General features: G+C 72.0%; 23 protein-coding genes. 14 read left to right on the top strand and 9 right to left on the bottom strand.

What is annotated here, in order from left to right; all coding sequences use genetic code 11:
* Positions 1-6 precede the first annotated feature (6 nt).
* Complete coding sequence (locus tag ABZ794_RS05095; protein WP_088951070.1) at positions 7-342, bottom strand: STAS domain-containing protein; 336 nt, start codon at positions 340-342, stop codon at positions 7-9.
* A 179-nt stretch (positions 343-521) separates the two neighbouring features.
* On the opposite strand from ABZ794_RS05095, the gene hemL reads away from it, so the two are divergent.
* The 6 genes from hemL to ccsB are packed head-to-tail and all read left to right on the top strand — an operon-like array spanning position 522 to position 6,517.
* A complete protein-coding gene (gene hemL, locus ABZ794_RS05100; RefSeq protein WP_357514344.1) occupies positions 522-1,859 on the top strand; it encodes a glutamate-1-semialdehyde 2,1-aminomutase in 1,338 nt (445 codons plus the stop codon).
* Between the two features lie 6 nt (positions 1,860-1,865).
* Positions 1,866-2,513: a histidine phosphatase family protein gene (locus tag ABZ794_RS05105; RefSeq protein ID WP_091395739.1), complete on the top strand. Its 648-nt coding sequence runs from the start codon at positions 1,866-1,868 to the stop codon at positions 2,511-2,513.
* The gene (locus ABZ794_RS05110) at positions 2,513-3,082 is read left to right on the top strand and encodes a TlpA disulfide reductase family protein (protein WP_238689204.1); all 570 of its coding nucleotides are present in this window, start codon (positions 2,513-2,515) and stop codon (positions 3,080-3,082) included. The genes ABZ794_RS05105 and ABZ794_RS05110 overlap by 1 nt, the downstream gene beginning before the upstream one ends.
* Entirely contained in the window at positions 3,082-3,900 is an 819-nt protein-coding gene (locus ABZ794_RS05115) for a cytochrome c biogenesis protein CcdA (protein ID WP_357514346.1), read from the top strand. Before ABZ794_RS05110 ends, ABZ794_RS05115 begins: the two co-directional genes overlap by 1 nt.
* The gene (locus tag ABZ794_RS05120; protein WP_357514347.1) at positions 3,900-5,543 is read left to right on the top strand and encodes a cytochrome c biogenesis protein ResB; all 1,644 of its coding nucleotides are present in this window, start codon (positions 3,900-3,902) and stop codon (positions 5,541-5,543) included. The genes ABZ794_RS05115 and ABZ794_RS05120 overlap by 1 nt, the downstream gene beginning before the upstream one ends.
* Positions 5,543-6,517: a c-type cytochrome biogenesis protein CcsB gene (ccsB, locus tag ABZ794_RS05125; protein WP_210785255.1), complete on the top strand. Its 975-nt coding sequence runs from the start codon at positions 5,543-5,545 to the stop codon at positions 6,515-6,517. The genes ABZ794_RS05120 and ccsB overlap by 1 nt, the downstream gene beginning before the upstream one ends.
* A 60-nt stretch (positions 6,518-6,577) precedes the next feature.
* Here ccsB and ABZ794_RS05130 read toward each other — a convergent pair whose 3' ends face one another.
* Positions 6,578-7,054 carry a MarR family winged helix-turn-helix transcriptional regulator gene (locus tag ABZ794_RS05130; protein ID WP_238689201.1) on the bottom strand — a complete coding sequence of 159 codons (477 nt, stop codon included), beginning with the start codon at positions 7,052-7,054 and terminating at the stop codon, positions 6,578-6,580.
* Between the two features lie 83 nt (positions 7,055-7,137).
* Between ABZ794_RS05130 and ABZ794_RS05135 the strand changes: the two genes are divergently transcribed.
* Positions 7,138-7,692, top strand: coding sequence for a carboxymuconolactone decarboxylase family protein (locus ABZ794_RS05135; protein WP_210785257.1), 555 nt, complete (start codon positions 7,138-7,140; stop codon positions 7,690-7,692).
* 24 nt (positions 7,693-7,716) lie between these two features.
* On the opposite strand, the gene ABZ794_RS05140 is transcribed toward ABZ794_RS05135, so the two are convergent.
* Positions 7,717-8,592 (bottom strand): alpha/beta hydrolase, encoded by an 876-nt coding sequence (locus ABZ794_RS05140; protein WP_238689199.1) that lies wholly within the window; start codon positions 8,590-8,592, stop codon positions 7,717-7,719.
* Positions 8,593-8,742: 150 nt separating this feature from the next.
* Between ABZ794_RS05140 and ABZ794_RS05145 the strand changes: the two genes are divergently transcribed.
* Positions 8,743-10,203, top strand: coding sequence for a menaquinone biosynthesis decarboxylase (locus ABZ794_RS05145; protein ID WP_210785259.1), 1,461 nt, complete (start codon positions 8,743-8,745; stop codon positions 10,201-10,203).
* On the top strand, positions 10,203-11,114 hold the full coding sequence (gene mqnP / locus ABZ794_RS05150; protein ID WP_210785260.1) for a menaquinone biosynthesis prenyltransferase MqnP: 912 nt from the start codon (positions 10,203-10,205) through the stop codon (positions 11,112-11,114). Before ABZ794_RS05145 ends, mqnP begins: the two co-directional genes overlap by 1 nt.
* A 21-nt stretch (positions 11,115-11,135) precedes the next feature.
* Here the strand turns inward: mqnP and ABZ794_RS05155 are convergent, their stop codons facing one another.
* Positions 11,136-12,122: a terpene synthase gene (locus ABZ794_RS05155; protein WP_210785261.1), complete on the bottom strand. Its 987-nt coding sequence runs from the start codon at positions 12,120-12,122 to the stop codon at positions 11,136-11,138.
* Between the two features lie 152 nt (positions 12,123-12,274).
* Between ABZ794_RS05155 and ABZ794_RS05160 the strand changes: the two genes are divergently transcribed.
* The gene (locus tag ABZ794_RS05160; RefSeq protein ID WP_091395700.1) at positions 12,275-12,904 is read left to right on the top strand and encodes a UbiX family flavin prenyltransferase; all 630 of its coding nucleotides are present in this window, start codon (positions 12,275-12,277) and stop codon (positions 12,902-12,904) included.
* Between the two features lie 146 nt (positions 12,905-13,050).
* Here the strand turns inward: ABZ794_RS05160 and ABZ794_RS05165 are convergent, their stop codons facing one another.
* Positions 13,051-13,317, bottom strand: coding sequence for a BldC family transcriptional regulator (locus ABZ794_RS05165; protein WP_007454516.1), 267 nt, complete (start codon positions 13,315-13,317; stop codon positions 13,051-13,053).
* A gap of 270 nt (positions 13,318-13,587) precedes the next feature.
* On the opposite strand from ABZ794_RS05165, the gene ABZ794_RS05170 reads away from it, so the two are divergent.
* The 3 genes from ABZ794_RS05170 to ABZ794_RS05180 are packed head-to-tail and all read left to right on the top strand — an operon-like array spanning position 13,588 to position 16,051.
* Positions 13,588-14,046 (top strand): Lrp/AsnC family transcriptional regulator, encoded by a 459-nt coding sequence (locus ABZ794_RS05170; RefSeq protein WP_091395696.1) that lies wholly within the window; start codon positions 13,588-13,590, stop codon positions 14,044-14,046.
* 50 nt (positions 14,047-14,096) lie between these two features.
* On the top strand, positions 14,097-14,927 hold the full coding sequence (locus ABZ794_RS05175; protein ID WP_210785263.1) for an SDR family NAD(P)-dependent oxidoreductase: 831 nt from the start codon (positions 14,097-14,099) through the stop codon (positions 14,925-14,927).
* Between the two features lie 32 nt (positions 14,928-14,959).
* Positions 14,960-16,051 (top strand): PLP-dependent cysteine synthase family protein, encoded by a 1,092-nt coding sequence (locus ABZ794_RS05180; RefSeq protein WP_210785264.1) that lies wholly within the window; start codon positions 14,960-14,962, stop codon positions 16,049-16,051.
* Positions 16,052-16,137: 86 nt separating this feature from the next.
* On the opposite strand, the gene ABZ794_RS05185 is transcribed toward ABZ794_RS05180, so the two are convergent.
* From ABZ794_RS05185 to ABZ794_RS05200, 4 genes are all read right to left on the bottom strand, one after another.
* Entirely contained in the window at positions 16,138-16,767 is a 630-nt protein-coding gene (locus ABZ794_RS05185) for a putative glycolipid-binding domain-containing protein (protein ID WP_238683247.1), read from the bottom strand.
* Positions 16,768-16,860: 93 nt separating this feature from the next.
* On the bottom strand, positions 16,861-18,693 hold the full coding sequence (locus ABZ794_RS05190) for a DEAD/DEAH box helicase (protein ID WP_357514645.1): 1,833 nt from the start codon (positions 18,691-18,693) through the stop codon (positions 16,861-16,863).
* A gap of 353 nt (positions 18,694-19,046) precedes the next feature.
* Positions 19,047-20,531, bottom strand: coding sequence for a hypothetical protein (locus ABZ794_RS05195; protein WP_357514353.1), 1,485 nt, complete (start codon positions 20,529-20,531; stop codon positions 19,047-19,049).
* 114 nt (positions 20,532-20,645) lie between these two features.
* The gene (locus ABZ794_RS05200) at positions 20,646-22,181 is read right to left on the bottom strand and encodes a C40 family peptidase (RefSeq protein WP_357514355.1); all 1,536 of its coding nucleotides are present in this window, start codon (positions 22,179-22,181) and stop codon (positions 20,646-20,648) included.
* 239 nt (positions 22,182-22,420) lie between these two features.
* Here ABZ794_RS05200 and mqnE point away from each other — a divergent pair, with 239 nt between their 5' ends.
* Positions 22,421-23,590, top strand: a complete 1,170-nt coding sequence (gene mqnE, locus ABZ794_RS05205) for an aminofutalosine synthase MqnE (RefSeq protein WP_210785266.1) — start codon at positions 22,421-22,423, stop codon at positions 23,588-23,590.
* Positions 23,591-23,604 lie beyond the last annotated feature (14 nt).

Here is a 23,604-nt window from a genome sequence, read left to right on the forward strand (position 1 = left end):
GGCGGCTCAGCCGGTGGGCTGGTCGTTGCGGATCATCAGGGCGCTGCGCAGGCCGGTGATGTCCAGCACGCGGATCAGGAAGTCGCCAACGTGCGTCAGCATCAGCAGGCTCTGCGCGTGGCTGGCCTTGCGGCTGAGCACGACCAGGGTGCCCAGGCCCTGCGAGTCGCAGAAGGTGACGCCGCCGAGGTCGAGCACGATCTTCGGCGGCGGGTCGGCCAGCACCTCGTTGACGACGGTGGAGAGCTGGGCCGCCGTGAGCATGTCGATCTCACCGGCCAGGCGCAAGACTGCTTCGTCGCCCGTCCGGTGTAGCGTGATGGACAGTTCGGCACGATCCACCCGGTCAGCCTAGCGCGATCCGATCGACCTGGCCTGTCGAGGCCGCGAGCCGTCGCCGTCCAGGCCACGAGGCCCCCCGGGTCGGCGCTGCTGACCGGCGCGGGTCACAGGTGAGCCGGGTAACCCCACCACGGGGTGGCTGCTGGTTGACCGTCCGGCGCTGTCACAATGGCGGCATCGTGACCGACATCTTTCCCGCCGGGTCCGGCCGCTACCCAGCCGACGCGCCGGCCTCCGAGGCCCTGTTCGACCGCGCCCGCGCCATTGTGCCGGGCGGGGTGAACTCTCCTGTGCGCGCCTTCCAGGCGGTCGGCGGCACCCCGCGTTTCATGGTCCGTGGTGAGGGCCCGTGGCTGTACGACGCCGACGGTCGCCGCTACGTCGACCTGGTCTGCTCCTGGGGTCCGCTGATCCTCGGGCACGCCCACCCGGAGGTGGTGGAGGCCGTCCAGGCCGCTGCCGCCTTGGGCACCAGCTTCGGCACGCCCACGCCCGGTGAGGTGGAGTTGGCAGCCGAGATCGTCGCCCGGACCCCGGTCGAGCAGGTCCGCCTGGTCAACTCCGGCACCGAGGCGACCATGTCGGCGATCCGGCTGGCCCGCGGCTTCACCGGCCGCTCGAAGATCGTCAAGTTCGCCGGTTGCTACCACGGCCACGTCGACGCGCTGCTCGCCGCCGCCGGCTCCGGCGTGGCCACCCTGGGCCTGCCCGACTCGTCCGGCGTGACCGGCGCGGCGGCCAGCGAGACGATAGTTCTTCCGTACAACGACATCCGGGCCGTCGAGGAGGCGTTCGCCGCCGAGGGCCCGCACATCGCCGCGGTGATCACCGAGGCCGCCGCCGGCAACATGGGCGTGGTGGCCCCCCGCGACGGCTTCAACCAGCAGCTCGCCCGGATCGCGCACGCACACGGCGCCCTGCTCGTGGTGGACGAGGTGATGACCGGGTTCCGGGTCTCCCGCGCCGGGTGGCACGGCCTCGACGCCTCCGACGCCGACCTGTGGACGTACGGCAAGGTCATGGGTGGTGGCCTGCCCGCCGCGGCGTTCGGCGGGCGCGCGGACATCATGGCGCGGCTCGCGCCGGCCGGCCCGGTCTACCAGGCCGGCACCCTCTCCGGTAACCCGCTCGCCTGCGCCGCCGGCCTGGCGACCCTGCGGCTCGCCGACGACGCGCTGTACCAGCGCCTCGACGAAACCGCCGCCGTCGTGGGCAAGTTGGCGTCCGACGCGTTGGCCGCCGCCGGGGTCCCGCACCGACTGTCGTACGCGGGCAGCATGTTCTCGGTCTTCTTCACCGACGCCGACGTGGTCGACTACGACAGCGCGCGCACCCAGCAGGTGCCGGCGTTCAAGGCGTTCTTCCACGCGATGCTCGCCGCCGGCGTCTACCTGCCGCCGAGCGCGTTCGAGTCGTGGTTCGTGTCGGCGGCGCTCGACGACGCCGCTCTGGAACACATCGCCGACGCGCTGCCGACGGCGGCGAACGCGGCGGCAGCGGCCGGTCACGGGGGGTAGAAGACCTTGAGCAAGACGGTGGTCCACGTGCTTCGGCACGGCGAGGTGTACAACCCCGACCAGATCCTCTACGGCCGGCTGCCCGGTTTCCGACTCTCCGAGCTGGGCGTGCAGATGGCCAAGGCCGCCGCGCAGGGCCTGGCCGAGCGGGAGATCGTGCACGTGGTGGCCAGTCCGCTGGAGCGCGCCCAGCAGACCGCCGAGCCGATCGCCGCCCAGTTCGGGCTGCCGGTCGGGGTGGACGAGCGGCTGATCGAGAGCGCCAACTGGTTCGAGGGCAAGAAGGTCTCCCCGGGTGACGGATCGTTCCGCGACCCGCGCAACTGGTGGGTGCTGCGCGATCCGGTGACCCCCTCCTGGGGTGAGGCGTACCGGGTGATCGCCGAGCGGATGTTCGCCGCCGTGCACGCCGCCCGGGTCGCCGCCGAGGGACGCGAGGCGGTGCTGGTGTCGCACCAGCTCCCGATCTGGACGTTGCGCCGTTACGTCGAGCGCAAGCGGCTCTGGCACGACCCGCGCAAGCGGCAGTGCGGGCTGGCGAGCCTCACCTCGTTCCACTTCGACGGCGCGAAGGTGGCGGGCATCGGCTACAGCGAGCCGGCCGCGCACCTGATCGCTCTCTCCGCGACCGCCCGGACGGCCAAGGGGGCCTGATGAACGCCCGGAGGTGGACCGCCGGTCTGCTCGCCACCGTCGCCGCGGTGGCGCTGGTCGGCTGCACGTCGTCGAAGGCGCAGGAGAAGACCTGCACGACCACCACCGACGGGATCTTCGAGTGCGCACCGGACCAGCGCTCAACACCCCCGAAGGTCGCCGGTGAGCTGCTGCTCGGCGGCAGCTACGACGTCAGCGAGGCGCGCGGTCAGGTCGTGGTGGTCAACTTCTGGGGTTCCTGGTGCGCGCCGTGCCGCGCCGAGGCGGACGACCTGGAAGCCGTCTACCAGGCCACCAAGGGTTCCGGGGTGACCTTCCTCGGCATCAACGTCCAGGATTCGCGGGACAAGGCCAAGGCGTTCGAGAAGGGCCGGGTCACCTATCCGAGCCTGTTCGACCCGGCCAGCAAGACGGCACTTTCGCTGGACATCCCGCCGAACAGCGTGCCGGCGACGGTGGTGCTCGACCGGGACGGCCGGATCGCGGCGGTGATCCGGGCCGCCGTCAAGCAGGAGGGCCTGCAACCGATCGTCGAACGGATCGCCGCCGAGAAGTCGGCGTCGAACTGATGGGTGAGACCTTCGAGCAACTGGCCCTCAGCGGGCCGCTGCTGCTCGCCATCGGCGCGGCGGCGCTCGCCGGCCTGGTCAGCTTCCTCTCCCCGTGCGTGCTTCCGCTCGTCCCCGGCTACCTGTCGTACGTGACCGGTCTGGCCGGCGCCGACCTGGAGGGCCGGCGGCCGGAGGCCGATCCCGCGCCCGCCGGCGGGGGTGTCGCGGTCAAGGAGCGGGTCGCGCGAGCCGGCGCGGTCAAGGGCCGGGTGCTCGCCGGGACGCTGCTCTTCATCGGCGGCTTCACAGTCGTCTTCGTGGCCACCGCGATCCTCTTCGCCAGCATCGGCCGGGTGTTCTTCGACTACAAGCGCGAGTTGCAGGTCGGCGTCGGCGTGCTGATCATCGTGGCGGGGTTGAGCTACCTCGGGATGATCCCGGCCCTGCAACGGGAGTTCCGGATCTCCCGGCTGCCGTCGGCCGGGCTGCTCGGCGCACCGGTCTTCGGGGCGGTCTTCGCGCTCAGTTGGGTGCCCTGCACCGGCCCCACCCTCGGCGCGGTGATGGGCATGGCCACCGCCAGCGGCCAGAGCGACCGAGCCGTGGTGCTCGCCGTGGCGTACTGCCTCGGGTTGGGGATACCGTTCATCGTCTTCGGGCTGGGCTTCGAACGCCTGCTCGGGGTCTTTCGCGCCGTCCGGCGCAACAGCCGCTGGGTCACCCGGGTCGGCGGCGCCCTGCTCATCCTGATCGGTCTGGCCCTGGTCACCGGCGGATGGCAGAGCTTCGTGATCTGGCTGCAGACCACCGTCGGGGTGGGCGAGGTGAGCATCTGATGACGGTCGTCGACGACCGACCGGAGACCGCGGCGCCCGCGCCACGTCGCCGACCGAACCGGCTGCTGGCCCTGCTGCGCAACTCGTGGCGGCAGCTCACCAGCATGCGTACGGCGCTGATCCTGCTCTTCCTGCTCGCGATCGCCGCCATTCCCGGCTCGGTGCTGCCGCAGCGCGGGATCAGCCCGGAGAAGGTCAACGAGTACTTCGTCGACCACCCGGACTGGGCCCCCCGACTGGACCGGATCGGCGCGTTCGAGGTCTTCGGGTCGGTCTGGTTCTCCGCGATCTACCTGCTGCTGTTCACCTCCCTGATCGGCTGCATCACGCCCCGGCTGCGCGACCACATCCGCACGCTGCGGTCCCGTCCGCCGGCCGCGCCGAAGCGGATGGCCCGGCTGCCGCAGCACACAGTGCTGCCAGCTCCGCCCGGTGGGGCGGCGGCGATCGCCGAGGCGCTGCGCAAGCGCCGCTGGCGCGTCGAGGTGCGCGGCGACGAGGTCTCCGCCGAGAAGGGCTACCTCAAGGAGACCGGCAACCTGCTTTTCCACACCTCGCTGATCGCGGTGCTGATCGGGGTGGCGCTCGGCTCCTGGTACGGCTGGAGCGGCAACCGGCTGCTGGTGGCCGGCGCGGACAACGCGTTCTGCAACACCCGCCAGCAGTACGCCGAGGCGAAGCTCGGCCCCCAGGTGGACAGCGCCGACCTGCCCGGCTTCTGCCTGCGGCTGGACGACTTCGAGGCCCGGTTCCTGGCGTCCGGCCAGCCGGAGTTCTTCAATGCCACTGTCACCGTCGACGGTCCGGACGAGCCGACCCGCAGGGCCGACTTCTCGGTGAACTCGCCGCTGCGCCTGAACGACGCGAGCGTCTACCTGCTCGGCCACGGGTACGCCCCGGTGATCCGCTACACCGACCGGTTCGGCAACAGCCAGATCAGCGACGAGCCGTTCCTGACCAGCGGCGACATGGGCCTGACCAGCGAAGGGCTGGCGGCCTTCCCGGACGCGAACGTCGACCCGGCGACCGGCCAGCGCGCACCGGATCTGCAGATGGCGTTCACCGGCATCTACCTGCCCACCGCGCCCGAGCAGGCGCCGTTCGTCCGCTCGCAGTACCCGACCGAGCGCAACCCGGCGCTGAACCTGGTCGCCTACCGGGGCAACCTCGGCCTGGACGCCGGCATCCCCGGCTCGGTCTACCAACTCGACCAGCGGCAGGTGCGGGCCGGCAAGGTCAAGGAGGTCGGCACCAAACTGCTCCGCAAGGGCGAGACCTGGAAGCTGGACGATGGCACGACAGTCGAGTTTCTGGGCACCGAGCGGTACGTCACCCTCTCCATCCGGCACGATCCCGGCTCGACGATGCTGCTGGTCAGCTGCGGCGTCCTGCTGGTCGGGCTGATGGGTTCGCTGTTCGGGAAGCGCCGTCGGGTGTTCTTCCGGGTGGTGCCGGCCGACCCCGGGGGAGGATCTCCGACGAGCGGTAGTAGCTTGATGGAGGTCGGTGGGTTGCCGCGTACCGACTATCCAGGGTTCGCCGACGAGTTCACCCAGCTGGTCGCCGCCGTCAGCGGCGCGGAACGGGCTGGTGCTGGCGCTGACTCCGCTGACCGGGCCGGCGTGCGAGAAGGAGCCGAGTGATGTCCGCACTCTCCGACAATCTGGTGACGTTCGCGATCCTGGCGTACCTGGTCGCGATGATCGGCCACGCCGTCGAGTACGCGCTGGGCAACGTGCGTACCCGGGTCGCCACGGCGGCTCCGGTGCGCGAGTTGGTCGGTGCCGGCGGCGGCGGTGTCGTCTCGAAGTCGCCCGCGCCGGTCCCCTCGTCACCCACTGCCGACCGCTCCGCCGGGCGGGCTCGGCTCGCGGGCCTGATCGGGGTGGGCGCCACAGCGGTCGCCGCCGCGCTGCACCTGGCGGCGCTGGTGACCCGTGGGCTCGCGGCGGACCGGATGCCCTGGGGCAACATGTACGAGTTCGTGCTCACCGTGACGTTCATCGGGGTGGCCGCCTGGTTGGTGGTGCTCTGGAAGCGACAGTCGCTGCGCAAGCTCGGGCTCTTCCTCACCCTGGTGATGGTGTTGCTGGTCGCCACCGCCGAGTTGGTGCTGTACGTGCCGATCGTGCCGCTGGTCCCGGCGCTGAACTCGTACTGGTTCATCATCCACGTCTCGACGATCGTCTTCGCGTCCGGCATCTTCCTGCTCGGCGTGGTGCCGGCGGTCGGTTTCCTGATGCGCAACGGGTACGAGCAGGGCAAGCGGAGCTTCCCGTACACCCTGGCCAGGCGGATGCCCGGCGCGGCCGGGCTGGAGCGGCTGACCTTCGCGCTGCACGCCTTCGCGTTCCCGATCTTCACCTTCGCGGTGATCGCCGGTGCCATCTGGGCCGAGGCGGCCTGGGGTCGGCCGTGGGGCTGGGACCCGAAGGAGACCTGGGCGTTCATCTCCTGGGTGGTGTACGCCGGCTACCTGCACGCGCGCGCGACGCCGAGCGTGAAGCGCAACGTGGCCACCTGGATCGCGGTGCTCGGCTTCCTCACCATGCTGATGAACCTGTTCGGCGTGAACATCTTCTTCACCGGCCTGCACTCGTACGGCGGGCTGGACTGACCTGTTCGATGACGCGCGGGCCGGCCACGGAATCGTCCGCGACCGGCCGGCAGCCGACGATCAGCCGCCGAACCAGCCGGGCACGTCGAGTCGGAACCAGTTGGCCGAGGCCATCGTGCCGAGGTCGTCTTCCATCGCGGTGACCCGTTCCGGGCCGAGCGTCTCGGCCCACTGTGCACGCAGCCGGTCGAAGATCTCGGCCGAGCGGCGTAGCCCGTCGGCGCCGCGCGGTGTCACCCGCACCAATCGGCGTCGGGCGTCGGAGGGGTCGTCGACCCGCTCCAGGTAGCCGACGGCCACCAACCGGTCGACGGTCTTGCCGGCGGCCTGCTTGGAGATGCCCAGCCGCTGGCCCAGCTCGGTGGCGGTGGTGCCGTCCGCGCCGACGGCCTGGAGCACGAACCCGTGCAGCGGTCGCAGCTCCGGGTGCCCCTCCCGGGCCAGCTCGGCGTGCAGGTCGTCGATCAGCGTCCGGAAGCCGGCCAGCAGCAGCAGCGGCAGCGCGAAGCCGGGACGCGCGGGATCAGCGGTTGCCATGTTCGACAACCACGTTTACTATTTCGTCAACCACGTTGACTATCGTAACGTCCGCCGAACCAGGCTCCGGAAAGCAGGTCACCATGTCCGTCTTCACCGCCCACACCGCTGAGACCGCACCCACCGCCGCCCGTCGGTCCATCGAGGGAGTACGCGGCAGGTTCGGCTGGCTGCCCACCCCGGTGGCGCTGATGGCCGACTCGCCGCAGTTGCTCACCGGCTTCCTCACCGCCAGCACGGGCTTCGAGCAGACCGACCTCGCCCCGCTGGACCGGGAGGTGGTCATCCTGACGGTCTCCACGAGTCACGAATGCCATTTCTGCGTCGCCCTGCACACCGGCAAGCTCACCGGACTCGGCGCGACCCCCGAGTTGATCACCGCGCTGCGTGCCGGCTCGGTGCTGCCCGACCCGCGCCTGGAGGCGCTGCGCCGCTTCACGCTGGCCGTGCTCGACCACCGGGGCGCGGTGCCCGACGACGAGATGGACGACTTCCTGGCCGCCGGCTACCAGCCCCGGCACGCGCTGGACGTGGTCCTCGGCGTTGGCGCGTACACCATGTCCACCTTCGCCAACCGGCTCACCCGGGCACCGCTCGACCCGCCACTGGCCGCCCACGCCTGGACGCCCGCCGCCTGACCGAAGACGCTGGCGGGCCGCGGTTCAGGCCGCCTGAAGGAAGTCGCGCAGCAGGGCGAGCATCTCGTCCGGGCGCTCCTCGTACAGCCAGTGCCCGCAGTCCTCGATCACCTCGCCGCGGACCGTGTCGGCGTACCGGCGGACCTGCTCGGCGACCTGCCCGCCGAGGCTGGCCGCCGCCCCGACGGCCAGCACCGGCATGGTCAGCTTCGTGCCCCGGTACGCCGCGTTGTCGGCGATGTCCTGCTCGAACGCCCGGAAGTAGGCGAAGCTGGCCCGCAGGTGCGCCGGGTCGCGCAGGTGGCTGGCGAACTCCTCGATGTCGGGCGCGGCGATGCTGCCCTTGCGCACCATCAGCGCGTCGGTGAACTTGTCCACCCAGAGCGACTCCCGCGCGTCGACCAACGCCTCCGGAAGCCCGTTGCCGAGGGAGAAGTAGCCGAAGTTCCACACCCCGGGCCCGGCCGAGGTGAGCGCGGGGAACGTGTAGATGCTCTCGTCGGGGATCGGCGCCTCGCTGAGCACCAGCCGACTCACCCGCTGCGGATGGGCGGCGGCGTACGCGTACGCCACCATGGTCCCCAGGTCGTGCCCGACCAGCCGAAGGTCGCCGGCCAGGCCGAGCTGGTCGAGCAGTCCGTGCAGGTCGGCGGCGACAGTCTTCTTGTCGTACCCGCCGTCCGGGGCGTCGCTGCCCCCGAAGCCGCGCAGGTCGGGCGCGACCACGTCGAAGGAGCGCCCCAACTCGGGCAGCAGGTGCCGCCACATGTACCAACACTGCGGGTACCCGTGCAGCAGCACCAGTGGCGGGCCGGCGCCGCCACGGACGTAGTTCATGGTGATCTGGCCGACCCGAGCCCGTTGCTCGGTGAACCCCGCCGGAACCCGTTCCCCGCCCATCGCCGCCCCCGTCCGCCGCCCCGCCCCGCTGCCGCCTGCCCGGCTACCCGCTCAAGCGCCCGCCATGCCCCGAGGCGCTGACGGCGGGTGATCGCGAGCGTCACAGCACCCGGCTTGGGTCGTGCGGGAGCCGGTGGGAGACTGGGCGGCATGGCGGCTCGTGGCTTCCCGTACACCGATCTCAAGGACTTCATCGCGGCGCTGGAGCGCGCGGGGGAGTTACGCCGGATCGACGTCCCGGTCGATCCGACCCTGGAGATCAGCGAGGTGGTCACCCGCACGGTGCGGGCCGGCGGCCCGGCGCTGCTCTTCGAGCGTCCGACCCGGGGCGAGATGCCGGTGGCGATCAACCTGTTCGGCACCGAGAAGCGGATGGCGATGGCCCTCGGCGTCGACTCGCTGGACGAGGTCGGTGCCCGGATCGGCGCGATGATCAAGCCGGAGCTGCCGGTCGGCTGGTCGGGCATCCGGGAGGGCCTCGGCAAGGTCATGCAGCTCAAGTCGGTGCCGCCGCGCAAGGTGAAGACCGCTCCCTGCCAGGAGGTCGTCTACCGGGGTGAGGACGTCGACCTCAACCGGCTGCCGGGGTTGCAGGTCTGGCCCGACGACGGCGGGATCTTCCACAACTACGGGCTGACCCACACCAAGCACCCGGAGACCGGCAAGCGCAACCTCGGCCTGTACCGACTCCAGCAGCACGGCCGCAACACCCTGGGCATGCACTGGCAGATCCACAAGGACTCGACGGCGCACCACGCGGTCGCCGAGCGGCTCGGGCAGCGCCTGCCGGTCGCGATCGCGATCGGCTGCGACCCGGTCGTCTCGTACGCGGCCAGCGCGCCGCTGCCCAGCGACATCGACGAGTACCTGTTCGCCGGGTTCCTGCGCGGCGAGCGGGTGGAGATGGTCGACTGCCTCACCGTGCCGTTGCAGGTGCCGGCGCACGCGCAGATCGTGCTGGAGGGCTACCTGGAGCCGGGTGAGCGGCTGCCCGAGGGGCCGTTCGGCGACCACACCGGCTTCTACACGCCGGTCGAGCCGTTCCCCGTGCTGCACATCGAGGCGATGACCATGCAGCGCAAGCCGGTCTACCACTCGATCGTCACCTCGAAGCCGCCGCAGGAGGACCACGGCCTCGGCAAGGCCACCGAGCGGATCTTCCAGCCGCTGCTCAAGCTGATGATCCCGGACATCGTCGACTACGACCTGCCGGCCGCCGGGGTCTTCCACAACTGCGCGATCGTCTCGATCCGCAAGCGCTACCCGAAGCACGCGCAGAAGGTGATGAACGCGATCTGGGGCGCGCACCTAATGTCGCTGACCAAGCTGATCGTGATCGTCGACGAGGACTGCGACGTGCACGACTACAACGAGGTCGCCTTCCGGGCCTTCGGCAACGTCGACTACGCCCGCGACCTGCTGCTCACCCAGGGTCCGGTGGACCACCTCGACCACTCGTCGTACCAGCAGTTCTGGGGCGGTAAGGCCGGCGTCGACGCGACCCGCAAGCTGCCCACCGAGGGCTACACCCGCGGTTGGCCGGAGGAAATGAGCATGAGCCCGGAAGTCACGGCCCTCGTCGACAAGCGGTGGAAGGAGTACGGAATCTGATGGCCGTCATCGACGCACCGACGGCGAGGCCGGGCCGGACCAGGTCCTTCCTGAAGCTCGTCGCCGTCGAGCACTCCGTCTTCGCGCTGCCGTTCGCGTTCCTCTCCGCGCTGGCCGCGATGCAGGGTGCCGGCGGGCGGGTACGGTGGCTCGACCTGCTGCTGATCACCGTGGCGATGGTCGGGGCGCGGACGTTCGCGATGGCCGCCAACCGGATCCTCGACCGCAAGATCGACGCGCGGAATCCGCGTACCGCCGGTCGGGAACTGGTCACCGGAGCGGTGAGCGTGCGGACGGCCTGGACCGGCGCGGCCGTCGCACTTGTGGTCTTCCTCGTCGCCGCCGCCCTGCTCAACCCGCTCTGCCTGGTGCTCGCGCCGCTCGCCGTGGTGCCGCTGGTCGTCTACCCCTACGCCAAGCGGTTCACCAACTGGCCGCACGCCATCCTCGGCATCGCCCAGGCGGTCGGCCCGGTCGGCGCCTGGCTGGCGGTCACCGGCACCCTGGACGGCTCCGGGCCGGCCTGGCTGCTCGGCGCGGCAGTGGGGCTGTGGATCGGCGGCTTCGACCTGATCTACGCCTGCCAGGACTCCGAGGTCGACCGGGAGATCGGCGTGCACAGCGTGCCCGCCCGGTACGGTCGGCGCTTCGCGCTGCACGCCTCCTCTGTCGCGCACGTGGTGACCTTCGCGCTGTTCGTCTGGTTCGGTGCGCTGATCGGTCTCGGCTGGCTCTGGTGGATCGGGCTGGCGCTGACCGCTGTGGCGTTCGCCTACCAGCACCTGGTGGTCACCCCGACCGACCTCAGCAAGGTCAACCGGGCGTTCTTCACCGCCAACGGGTTCGTCGGCATCGCACTGTTCCTCTTCGCCCTGCTCGACCTGGTGGTCCGGCTCGGGCTACGGCTCTGAGGCCGGGTGGTCCGGCTCGGCCTACGGCCCTGGGGCCGGCGGGCTGGTGCTGACCGGGTAGCGGGCGCTCTCGAAGGTCCAGTCGATGGTCCCGCGCACGGCGTTCGCGATCCCGTCGAGATGGTCGGCGACCGCCTCGTCCAAGGCTGGGCCGAACGACGGCACCGCGGCTCGCAACGCGACGAAGCGCCGCATCGCCTCCCGCCAGTGCTCGGCAGCCCGTTCGGCCGCCTCCGTCTCCGGCACGCCCAGTTCGGCCCCGATGGCGAGGACCAGGTTGTGCCCGCCGGCGGTCACCCGGTCGCGTTCCAGCGAGGCCAGGTCGTTGTACCAGGAGAGCAGATCGTTGCCGGTGCGGGCGATCTGACGCACCAGCGGGTGGTGGTAGACCGGGTCGGGCAGTGGCCGGCCGCTGACGAACTCCACGAGCGGGTACGACACCTCCGCCGCCGAGGTCGACCGACGTAGCTCGACGTACTCGGCCACGCTCGGACGGCGGCCGGCCTCCTTGGTGACGGCCTCCTGCCAGGTGCCGTCGAGGTGTCGGGCCACCGCGTCGGCGAAACGCTGCCGCCACCGTGCCGGCATCCGGCGGCGCGGCTCCCGCCAGGCCAGCACCAGCAGTCGCCGCAGCGGGCCGGTCAGCCCGGCCTGCCGCAGCCGGGTGCCGTCGTGCAGCAGCGCCAGGGTGCCGTTGCGCAGCGCCCGGATCTGCTCCGGCGTCAACCGACTTGGCCCGTCGCAGGCGTCGTCGACCAGGAAGAACCAGGTGAACAGCGCGGCCAGCACCCGCAGGTCGGCCTCGGTCGCCGCCGGGTAGAGCCGCGCGGCGTACCTGGCGAAGGCGCCCCGGGACAGCCGGCGCAGCGCGGCGTCGTCCAGTGGAAGGCCAAGCTCGGGCAGCAGACCGAGCAGCCAGTCCTGCACACGATCGGTGTGTGGTGGTGGAAGCCGGGGCGGAATCGGACATTCGGCACGCAGCGCCCGGAGGATCTCGCCGGTCGTCACCGATGCCTCCTCTTCGAGATGGTTCCGGTGCGAATCGCCAGCGGCAGCATGTCAGGTCGATGGGATGCGCAGGTACCCCGTCCGACATGTCGGACCAGACCAACCCCGGGGGTGCCCACCAGCGGACCAGCCGGACCAGGCAGGCTGGGGGCATGCGGGAACCATGGGTGGTCGGGGTCTCCGGTGCCTCCGGCACGCCGTACGCGGCGGCCGTCATCGGCGGGCTGCTCGACGCGGGCGAGCCGGTGGACCTGATCGTGTCCCGGGCGGCACGACTCACAGTGCTCGACGAGACCGGCCGACCCTTCCGTGACGGGCACTGGGCCGAGGACCTCGCCGCCTGGCTGGATCGGGACCTGACCACGGCGGATGTGCGGCACTGGCCGGCCGGCGACCTGGCCGCCGGGCCGAGCAGCGGCTCCTACCGGGTACGCGGGATGGCGGTGGTCCCGGCCAGCACGGCCGCCTGCGCGGGCATCGCGATCGGGCTCTCCAAGGACCTGTTGCAGCGCGCCGCAGAGGTCAACCTCAAGGAACGCCGTCCCGTGGTGCTGGTCCCCCGGGAGACACCGGTGACCCGCAGCCATCTGGAGCACCTCATCGCCCTGCACGACGCTGGCGCGGTGGTGCTGCCGGCCAGCCCCGGCTTCTACGGTGCCGGGGCTGCGGCCAGCGCGCAGCAGCTGGTCGACTTCGTGGCCGGCAAGGTGCTGGACGCGCTCGGCGTCCCGCACACCCTGTTCCGGCGGTGGTCCGGCCAGCTCGGCGCAGCCCGAAGCTGAGCCGGCGTAGCCGGAAGCGAAGCCGTCCCGCTCGCGCTGGCATCGTTGCCGCTGCTCAGCACGAGCGGTGCCGCCGCCCGGCGGTTGGTCGAAGCGGGACGCGGACCGGACTGGTGTCCGGTCCGCGTGGCGTTGTCCGCACCAGTTCAGTACATGCCGGCGTTGGCCGGACCCGGCCCCGTGGATGCCGCCGGCCCCACATTGCGTGGCTTGCCGACCTCATCCACCTCGTCCAGCATGCCCTCCCCCTCAAGCAGGGCTCGCACCTCGGATTCCCGAAACCGGCGATGCCCGCCTGGAGTCCGGATGCTTCCTATCCGGCCGGCCGCCGCCCATCTCGTCACAGTTTTCGGGTCTACCCGAAACAGCGCGGCGACCTCACCCGGTGTCAGCAGGCGATCTCCAGTGTCCACAGCCCCCTCCTCGCGTCGACGAAGCCCCCGGCTGAACACACTGCCCCCGGCTGGTGCGTAGCCCAGAGCCGTCATGAGGGACGTATGGCAATTACAGCACCAGGGACATGGCCTGTCCGCCCAAACGCGAAAAATGCACTGAGTGGGGAGTTAGTAATGTTACTGGTGCTACCTCTGCCCTGACCGGCGGTTTATGAACAGTGACTCACCGCTCAGTCCAACGGGTGCCGAAGGCCGCACGTTACGTGTCAGCGGTTAAGGTCACTCTCTGTGGATGCCATCGACCTGAGCCTTGTCGACCTGCTGCGCGGCAACGCCCGACTCTCGTACGCCGAGCTGGCCCGACAGGTGGGCCTCTCGGCCCCGGCCGTGCACGAGCGGGTCGGCAAGCTGGAGAGCAGCGGCGTGGTCCGGGGCTACCGCGCGGACGTGGCCCCGGAGTCGATCGGGCTGGGTGTCACCGCGTTGATCGGCATCGTGGAGGACTCCGGCGCCGACAGCGACGACATGCTCGAGTCGCTGCGGGTGCTGCCCGAGATCGAGTCCTGCTACTTCATGGCCGGCGTGGAGTCGTTCCTGCTCAAGGCGCGGGTCGGCACGATCGCCGAGCTGGAGCAGTTGATCGTGCGGTTGAACCGGACGCCGGGGGTGGCCTCCACCCGTACCGCCATCGCGCTCTCCACGAAGTGGGAGAACCGCCCCCAGCCGGTCGGCCCGCCCGCGGCCTGACCGCCGCGTACCCCTGGTGTCGCCCGGGCGGCCGGCGGTAGCGTGCGCCGATGACCCCGCCGGCGCGTCCCGTGGCCGTGGTGACCGGCGCTGCCGGCGGCCTGGGCCGCGCCATCGCCACCGCGCTGCACACCGACGGTTGGTCGGTGCTGCTCACCGACCTCGACCCGGTGGCGGTGCGGAGCGCCGCTGCGCCGCTCGGCGGCTGGTCGGCCGCCCTGGACGTCCGGGACGAGGACGCCTGCGCCGCCGTCGCCGCGAACGCGGCAGGTCGGGGCGACCTCGCCCTCTGGGTCAACAACGCCGGAATCCTGGTCACCGGGGCGTCGTGGGAGCACGACGCCGCGACCCGCCGTCGGGTGCTCGACGTGAACACCCACGGTGCCATGAACGGCACCCTGGCCGCGCTGACAGTGATGCGCGGGCAGGGCCACGGCCACGTGCTCAACGTCGTCTCGTTGGCCGGGCTGGTCGCCGCGCCCGGCGAGACGGTGTACGCGGCCAGCAAGCACGCCCTGCTGGCGTTCAGCCTCGGCACCCTGTCCGACCTGCGGATGGCCGGGTACCGGCGGGTGCACGTCTCCTGCCTCTGCCCGGACGGCATCTGGACACCGATGCTGCACGACCGGCTGGACGACCCGGGGGCGGTGGCCTCGTTCACCGGATCGATGCTGACCGCGCAGCAGGTGGCGGCCCGGGCGGTCCGGCTGGCCCGCCGGCCACGTCCGGTGGTCAGCCTGCCCCGCTGGCGGGGAGCCCAGGTACGCCTGTTGGACGCACTGCCAAGGCTGGCTGTCGCACTCACCCCGCTCGTCCGGGCCGCCGGCCGCGCCGGTCAGCGCCGCCAACGCCGCAGGTCAACGCCACCGGACCCGCGCTGACCACCGCTGGCCCGCTTGCTAGGTTTCCGAGCGTGACTCATCTCGACCGGTGCGACGAATCCAGCCGAACCTGGGTGACCGAGGCGATCGCCGCTGTCGAGGCAGACGCGAACCGGTCCGCCGACACCCACCTGCTGCCGTTCCCGCTGCCCCGGGAATGGGGGATCGACCTCTACCTCAAGGACGAGTCGTCACATCCCACCGGCTCGCTGAAGCACCGGCTGGCCCGCTCGCTGTTCCTCTACGGGCTCTGCAACGGCTGGATCGGGCCGCGCACCACGATCGTCGAGGCGTCGTCGGGTTCCACTGCGGTCTCCGAGGCGTACTTCGCCCGGATGCTGGGCCTGCCGTTCATCGCGGTGATGCCCGCCTCCACCTCGCCCGAGAAGATTACGCAGATCGAGTTCCAGGGCGGTCGGTGCCACCTGGTGGACGACCCGGCGAGCGTGGTGGTCGAGGCCCGGTGGCTCGCCGAGGACTCCGGTGGGCACTTCATGGACCAGTTCACCTACGCCGAGCGGGCGACCGACTGGCGGGGCAACAACAACATCGCCGAGTCGATCTACGCGCAGTTGGAGCTGGAGCGGCACCCGATTCCCGCCTGGGTAGTGGTGGGCGCCGGCACCGGGGGCACCAGCGCGACCATCGGCCGCTACGCCCGGTACCGCAGGCTCGCCACCAAGCTCTGCGTCGTCGACCCGGAGAACTCGGCGTTCTACCCGGCCTGGCTGGCCGCCGACTGGTCGGTACGCACCGGGAAGGGGTCCCGCATCGAGGGGATCGGCCGGCCCACGGTGGAGGCGTCGTTCCTGCCCTCGGTGGTGGACCGGATGGTCCAGGTGCCGGACGCGGCGTCACTGGCCGCCATGCGCGCCGGATCGGCGCTGCTCGGCCGCCGGGTGGGCGGGTCCACCGGAACCAACCTGTGGGGCGCGTTCGGCCTGATCGCCGGGATGCTCGCCGAGCGTCGGACCGGCTCGGTGGTCACCCTGATCTGCGACCCGGGCGACCGGTACGCGGACACGTACTACGCCGACGACTGGGTGGCCGCCCAGGGCCTCGACCTGACCCCGCACCTGGCCACCATCGACCGCTTCCTGGCCAGCGGTGCCTGGCCCGCCTGAGGCGGCCAGCGGGACCTGCCTGGGGCCGTCAGCGGGGCCTGGTCCTCTGAGGCCGATCGGCCGGGCCTGGCCCGCCGGCCCGGTGATCAGCGCGGGTCGATCCGTTCGGCCAGCCCGGGGTAGCGCACCACGTAGCCGCTGTCGTCCAGGTCGATGTCGGCAGTGAAGGTGCCGCTGGCGAAGCGCACCCGACCCGGCCCGAGCCCGGTGTAGATCTGCTCGGCCGGCACCACCTCCAGGCCGGGCAGCAGCACCCAGGCGACGGTGATCCGGTGCGCCACGTCGGCCGGCTCGGCCGCCATCCGAAGCCGGTGGACCGGCAGGGTGTTGAACAGCGGCGAACCGCTCAGGTCGACGTCGAGCGCGTCGGCCAGCCGGTCCGGGTCGTCCGTACCCGGCAGACCGGCCCGGCGGTGACCGGCCGCGACCAGGGCCGCGTCCAGGTCGCCCTGCTCGGCGGTGGTCACCCGCCAGCGGCCGGCGGCCCGCTCCAGGGTCACCCGGCGCAGCCAGCCGAGACCCTCTGCCTCGACCTCGACCCGGGTGGTGGCCCAGTCCGGCGTGGTGGTCAGCTGGTAGCGGGCGGTCCACGGGATCGGGTCCACGGCGAGCAGAGTGCCCCGGGCCGCCAACCCGTGGCCGTCGTCGAGCAGGACCTGCTCGCTGCCGGCGGTGTCAGTCCGGGACCAGAAGATTGACTTCGGCATGGTCGGCATGAGCCGGACGTTACGCGACCTGCTCGGTATCGGCAGGGCATGCGCGAACGCCGCCGCGAAGCCTGGGCTTCACGACGGCGTTCGGTGGATCAATCAGTGGGTACGCGCTGCCGGTCGCCCGCCGAAACCGCGCCGATCGTCACGTGGGCGGTCCTCGCGGGGCCGGTCGTCGCGGGGCCGGTCGTCGCGGGGCCGGTCGTCCCGGACCCGGCTCTCCGGGCGGAACCCACCCCGAGCGTCCCGGTCGCCGAAGCGCCGCTCACCCTGCGGCCGGTCGCCGAAGCGCCGCTCGCCGGTGGGCCGGTCGCCCCGACCGTCGCGGTCACCGAACTGCGGCCGGTCGCCGAACCGCCGCTCGCCCTGCGGCCGGTCGCCGTGTCCCCGGGTGTCCCGATCGGCGTAACGCCGCTCGCCCTGCGGCCGGTCGCTGTAGCTCCGGTCGCCCTGCGGCCGGTCGCCGAAGCGGCGCTCGCCGGTGGGCCGGTCGCCGTAGCGGCGCTCGCCCTGCGGCCGGTCACCGTAGCTCCGGTCGCCCTGCGGCCGGTCACCGTAGCCCCGCTCGCCCTGCGGGCGGTCGCCGAAGCGGCGCTCGCCGGTGGGCCGGTCGCCGAAGCGCCGGTCGCCCTGCGGACGGTCGCCGTAGCGGCGCTCGCCTCCCGTGCGGTCACCGAACCGACGCGGGCCGCCGGAGCGGTCGTCGAACCGGCGCGACCCGCCGGAGCGGTCGCCGTAGCCCCGGGGCTCCGCCTCGACGCGGACCGGGACGCCACTGGGCTCGCGGGCGCCGACCAGCTCGGCCAACGCCGCGTCCCCGACCCGGACCCGGGTCTCGGCCGGCGCGACGCCGGCCTTCTCCATCATCGCCAGGGTGGTGCGGCGCTGCTTGGGCAGCACCAGCGTGGCGACAGCGCCCGACTCGCCGGCCCGGGCGGTACGCCCCGCGCGGTGCAGGTAGTCCTTGGGGTCCTTCGGCGGGTCGACGTGCAGCACCAGGGTGACCCCGTCGACGTGGATGCCTCGCGCCGCCACGTCCGTGGCGACCAGCACGTTCATCCGGCCCTCACGGAACTCGGCGAGCGTCTTGGTGCGCATCCGCTGGGTCTTGCCGCCGTGCAACCCACCGGCGCGTACGCCGACGGCCGCGAGCTGCTCGACCAGCCGGTCCACCCCGAGCTGGGTACGGGCGAAGACCATTGTCCGACCGTCCCGGGCGGCGATCGAGGCCGCCACCGGGAACTTCTCGTGCGGCGGGATCAACAGCATGTGGTGGTCCATGGTGGACACCGAGGCGGTGGACGGCGCCGTGGAGTGGGTGACCGGGTCGGTCATGAACCGCCTGACCAACGCGTCGACGTCACCGTCCAGGGTGGCCGAGAACAGCAGCCGCTGACCGTTCGCTGGCGTCTTAGCCAGCAGATCGGTCACCTCGGGCAGGAAGCCCATGTCGGCCATCTGGTCGGCCTCGTCGAGCACCGTGACCTCGACGTCGTCGAGCTGGCAGATGCCCCGCTCGATGAGGTCGCCGAGCCGGCCCGGGGTGGCCACGATGATCTCCACGCCGCGGCGCAGCGCGTCGATCTGACGGTCGTACGGAACGCCGCCGACGGCGGTCTTGAGGAAGATGCCGACGGACTTGCCCAGCGGCACCAGGGCGTCGTTGACCTGCATGGCCAGCTCGCGGGTGGGCACCAGGACCAGGGCGCGCGGACGCATCGGCCGGGCCCGGTTGCGGTTGGCCAGCCGGGCGATCATCGGCAGCCCGAAGGCGAGCGTCTTGCCCGAACCGGTCTGCCCGCGGCCCAGCACGTCGCGGCCGGCGAGCGCGTCCGGAACGGTGGCCCGCTGGATCTCGAACGGGCTGGTGATGCCCTGCTGCGCCAGCGCGCGGACCAGCGGCTCGGGCAGGCCGAGAGCGGCGAAGCTCATCGGCTCGGCGGTCTCGGTCGGCTCGGCCTGCGCGGTCGCCACCGGCGCGGTGCCGGCCTCGCTCGGGGGGACGTCGAGCTGCTCCCGGGCGGCGTCGGCCGCCGGGACTGAGTTGAAAACGGACGTAACGGTGCTGGGGTCAGCAGAGGTGGTCAACAAAAACCTTTCGAGCGGGGCGCATCTTCGCGATGGCCTGCCGCGGCTTTACCGCCGGATCGCCCGCAAGATCGCCCAGGGGCGCACACCACGCGCGCCGGGTCAGTGATCTCAGCCAGTGTACGGCGGTCTGGCGAAGCCGCCAGCCGGTTGACCGACCGTAGTGGGCGGACTCACCATCGCTGGCGCTCGCTGGCTCACCCCTTGAGCACGCTGCCCACCAGACCGTCCAGGGCGTCGCCGGCCAGCAGGACGACCATGACACTGATCGCCACCAGCAGCCCCAGAGCGGCGGCCAGGACGATCATCACCCGGGCGTTACTGGACCGCTCGGCCGGCGTGTCGGACCAACCCTGGGCCAGGATGTGCCCGGTCAGCGAGCCGGAGGTCTCCACCGCGTTGGCGGGTATCGCGACAGTGGTGAAGCCGGCGCCCTCGCCGTTGCCGTAGACGGTGCCGGCCAAATCGGTGCGACTGTCGTGCCGTCCACCACGGGCGCCGGCAGCGTCCCGTCCGGCGGAACCACCCGGTGGGCCGCTCGCCGGCGCTGTCATGCGGGAGTTTCCGGTGTTCCCGGTCGACGAAGAGGCCCCGGCGGCGGACGGTGGCCAGCTCGGCAGCGCTGGCGCGGGCACCACCGGTGGCGCGGAGGGAGCTGACCCGGCCCATCCGGCACCGGACGTCGGGCGGGTCGCCCCACCGGGGGACGGCCACCCGGCCGGCGGTGCGGAGACCGAAGCGCTGGCTCGTACGCCGGGCGTGTCGGTCATCGCGGGCGGCGGCGGAAACGGCGGTGCCGGCATCGGGCCGGGCGGCGCCGGTGGTGCCGGCACCGGCGGACCGGGTGGCGGCAGCGGCGGGCTCGGGACGGGCGGCGTCGGCGGGCCGGGGATGGGCGGCACCGGCGAGGGCGGCGGGGTCGGCGGGCCCGGAACGGGCGGAACCGGACCGGGCGGCGGCGTGGGTCGAGGACCCGGCGTCGGCACCGGGTCGGGCGGGTACGGACCCGGGGCCGGCGCGGGCTCCGGTTCCGGTGGCGACGGCTGGGTCGGCCCGGAGCCGGGTGGCGTGGGGTCCGGTTCCGGCTCCGGAGTCGACGGCGTCGGAGGCTGGGCCGGCTCGGCGCCCACCGGCGTGGCTCGATAGACGGCGGGCGCGCTCTCGCGACGGTCCGGGGTGCCCAGGGCGCTGGCAGTGCCCCGGCTGCTGCTCGGAACCGTGGCGCTGGCCCGGGCCGACGCGGAGGAGTCGCTTCGCTGGCCCGGCAACGACACGTCGGCCGGGCTGGCCGAGCCGGTCGCACGGTAGGTGGTCGCGGTGACCGGAGCGCTGGCCGGCAGGTCACTGCGGGAAGCCCCGGCGGTCCCGACGCTGGCACGTGCGCGGACCGGTGCGGCGGCCGGGCTCTGTCGCTCGTCGCCCGCCGATGCGTCGTCATCGGCGTCGGTCGAGGCGTCCGCGCCGACCACTGCCGTGCCGCTGCCGACCGTGCCGCTGACAGCCGGGGCGGCGTCGCTGTCAGCGGAGCCGGCGGCCGTCGAGCCGGTGTCGCTGCCTGTCGAGCTGGTGGCAGCCGGGCTGGCGTCGCTGGCGGCCACCGGGTCGGCGGTGTCCGGCCCTGGTGGACCGGCCTGGTCGACCACGGGGTCGACAGTCTCCGCCGGATCTCTCTGCTCGGCCATTTCCGCCCTCCGCGCCATGCTCGCACCCGGACCCGTGACGTCGGGTCGGATGTGCCTGGTTGTCACGGTGCCACAGATCTTCCCGAGCGGACAGCCGGAGCCGGTCGTGGCGGATCAGCCCGTGGCGCTGGGGCTGCCCGTCGCGCTGCCACTGGCCGTCGCGCTCGTGCTGGCCTTCGGCGTGGTCGTCGGAGACGCGCTGGCCGTCGCGCTCGTGCTGGCCTTCGGCGTCGTCGTCGGAGTGGTGGTCGGGGTGTTCGACGGCTTCGGCGTGGTGGTGAGGGTGGGGGTGGGCGTCGGCGTCGGGGTGGTCGTCAGCGTGGGCGTCGGCGTCGGCGTCGGCTTGGTGGGCTTCGTGGGCGTCGGCTTGGTGGTCTTCGTGGGCGACGGCGTCGGCTTCGGGGTCGAGACGGGCGGGGTCGGGTTGGTCACGACCGGTGCCGGCACCGCGCCGATCACCCGGGTGGCGGCGTACAACCGGGACCAGCGGACGACCGAGATCTTGACGACGTCGCCAGTGGTGGGCGCCTGCACCATCTTGCCGTTGCCGATGTACATGCCGACGTGGTGGATCGTCGTCCAGCTGCTGCCCGAGGCGAAGAAGAGCAGATCGCCGGGGAGTAGCGCGCTCTGCGGGACGGTACGGCCCCGGGTGGCGGCGTACTGGTCGCGGGAGACCCGGGGCAGGTCGAAGTAGTCGGCGCCAGGGGACCGGTACGCCGCCCACATCAGGCCGGAGCAGTCGAACTGGTTCGGCCCCTCCTCGGACCACTTGTACGGGTCGCCGAGCTGGGCGAGCGCGTACCGGACCGCGGCCAGTGCCCGGGGGTGCGCGGCCATGCCGCTGATGCTCTGGTTGGAGACGTAGCCGGCGCCGATCTGCTGCTCGGCGGCTTCCTGCTGACGTTCGATCTCGATCAGCGCGGCGGCGTTGTCCCGGCGCAGCTTGAGCAGGCTCGCCTCGGCGGTGCGGAGCGCCGTCTCACCGGCGGTGAACTCCGCCTCGGCGGCGACGAGCAGATCCTTGGCCTGGCTGTGCTTCTGGTACGCGGCCTGCTCGCCGGCGCGGGCCCGGGACAGCTCCCCGGCCACGCCTGTGGTGCCGCCGTCGACCTTCTCGCCACGGGTGATCGCCTGGAGGCGGCTGAGCCCGCGGATGTCCTGGGCGAAGTCGCCCGGCGGCAGCGCGGCGGCGGCCTTGACGGCCTCGGCGGCGGCGGTGTCGGCCGTCTGCTGGGCCCGGAGCAGGGCATCCTGTGCGGTTGCCAGGGCCTTGCCGGCCGCGTCGAGCTGCGCCTGGGCGTCGACGCGTTTCTGCCGACTCACCAGCAACGCCTCGCCGAGCGCGCCGACCTGGACCTCACCGGCGGAGATCGCGGTGGCCAGCGGACCGTTGCCGATGTTGACCACCGGAGGGGCGGGCACGCCGGCGACCGGCGCGCCGCCGGGCAGCTGAATCGAGCCGGTGACCGCCGGGCGCGAACCGGTGTCCGGCACTGTGGTCGGCACGCCGGGCTCCGCGTACGCGGGGGTGGCCAGCACGGCCGCGGCGATCGCGCCGAGCAGGGCGGCCCAGAGCTTCGGACGTAGGACCGGCGAGATCACCGGGCTCCGTCGTCGCTGCCGTCGCCCGCGCCCGCTGTAGACCATGCCGCTCCCCGTCCAACCGCTCGTCGCCGCGCTCGGTGGGCGCGACCGCCGGGACGGTACCAGTGTGTGTGTTCCGCCCCACCTTGTTACTACCGCACCGCGCCACTCATGTCGATGCGTTGTCGGGTTACGGGAGGCTGAGAGTCTGGTGAAGTGGGTCGCTGCCGGTGACCGTGCCGCCGGGCCCGTCGGCGCCGCGACGTACGCTCGATCCGGACCGCAGGTGGAAGGGACGTGCCATGGACGCCGGACTCAAGCGTGAGCTCGAAGCGAAGGTGTACGCCGGTGAGCGGCTGACCCGGGAGGACGGGGTCGCCCTCTACGAGAGCGACGACCTGACCTGGCTGGGGCGGCTGGCGCACCACAAGCGCACCGAGCTGAACGGCGACCGGGTGATGTTCAACGTCAACCGGCACCTCAACCTGACGAACGTCTGTTCGGCGTCGTGCGCGTACTGCTCGTTCCAGCGCAAGCCGGGCGAGAAGGACGCGTACACGATGCGCATCGACGAGGCGGTCCGCAAGGCCAAGGAGATGGAGGACGAGCAGCTCACCGAGTTGCACATCGTCAACGGCCTGCACCCCACGCTGCCCTGGCGTTACTACCCGAAGGTGCTGCGCGAGCTGAAGGCGGCGCTGCCGAACGTCAAGCTCAAGTGCTTCACGGCGACCGAGGTGCAGTGGTTCGAGAAGATCAGCGGCCTGAGCGCCGACGAGATCCTCGACGAGCTGATGGACGCCGGCCTGGAGTCGCTGACCGGTGGCGGCGCGGAGATCTTCGACTGGGAGGTCCGGCAGCACATCGTCGACCACGCCTGCCACTGGGAAGACTGGTCACGCATCCACGCCCTGGCGCACAGCAAGGGCATGAAGACCCCGGCGACGATGCTGTACGGCCACATCGAGGAGCCCCGGCACCGCGTCGACCACGTGCTGCGGCTGCGCGAGCTGCAGGACGAGACCGGCGGCTTCGCGGTCTTCATCCCGCTGCGCTACCAGCACGACTTCGTCGACTCGGCGGACGGCAAGATCCGTAACCGGATCCAGGCGCGCACCACGATGGCCTCGCCGGCCGAGTCGCTGAAGACGTTCGCCGTCTCCCGGCTGCTCTTCGACAACGTGCCGCACCTGAAGAACTTCTGGGTGATGCACGGGCTGTCGGTGGCGCAGCTCTCGCTGAACTTCGGCGTGGACGACCTGGACGGCTCCGTCGTCGAATACAAGATCACCCACGACGCCGACTCGTACGGCACCCCGAACACGATGCACCGGGACGACCTGCTGCACCTGATCTGGGACGCCGGCTTCCAGCCCGTCGAGCGGGACACCCGCTACAACGTGGTCCGGGAGTACGACAAGGCCCCGTCGCTGGCGCAGCGGCGCGCCGAGCCGCAGCAGGTCTGGGCCTGAGCCACCACGTACCC

This window comes from Micromonospora sp. NPDC047187 (assembly GCF_040643355.1).
Taxonomy (GTDB): Bacteria; Actinomycetota; Actinomycetes; order Mycobacteriales; family Micromonosporaceae; genus Micromonospora; species Micromonospora salmantinae.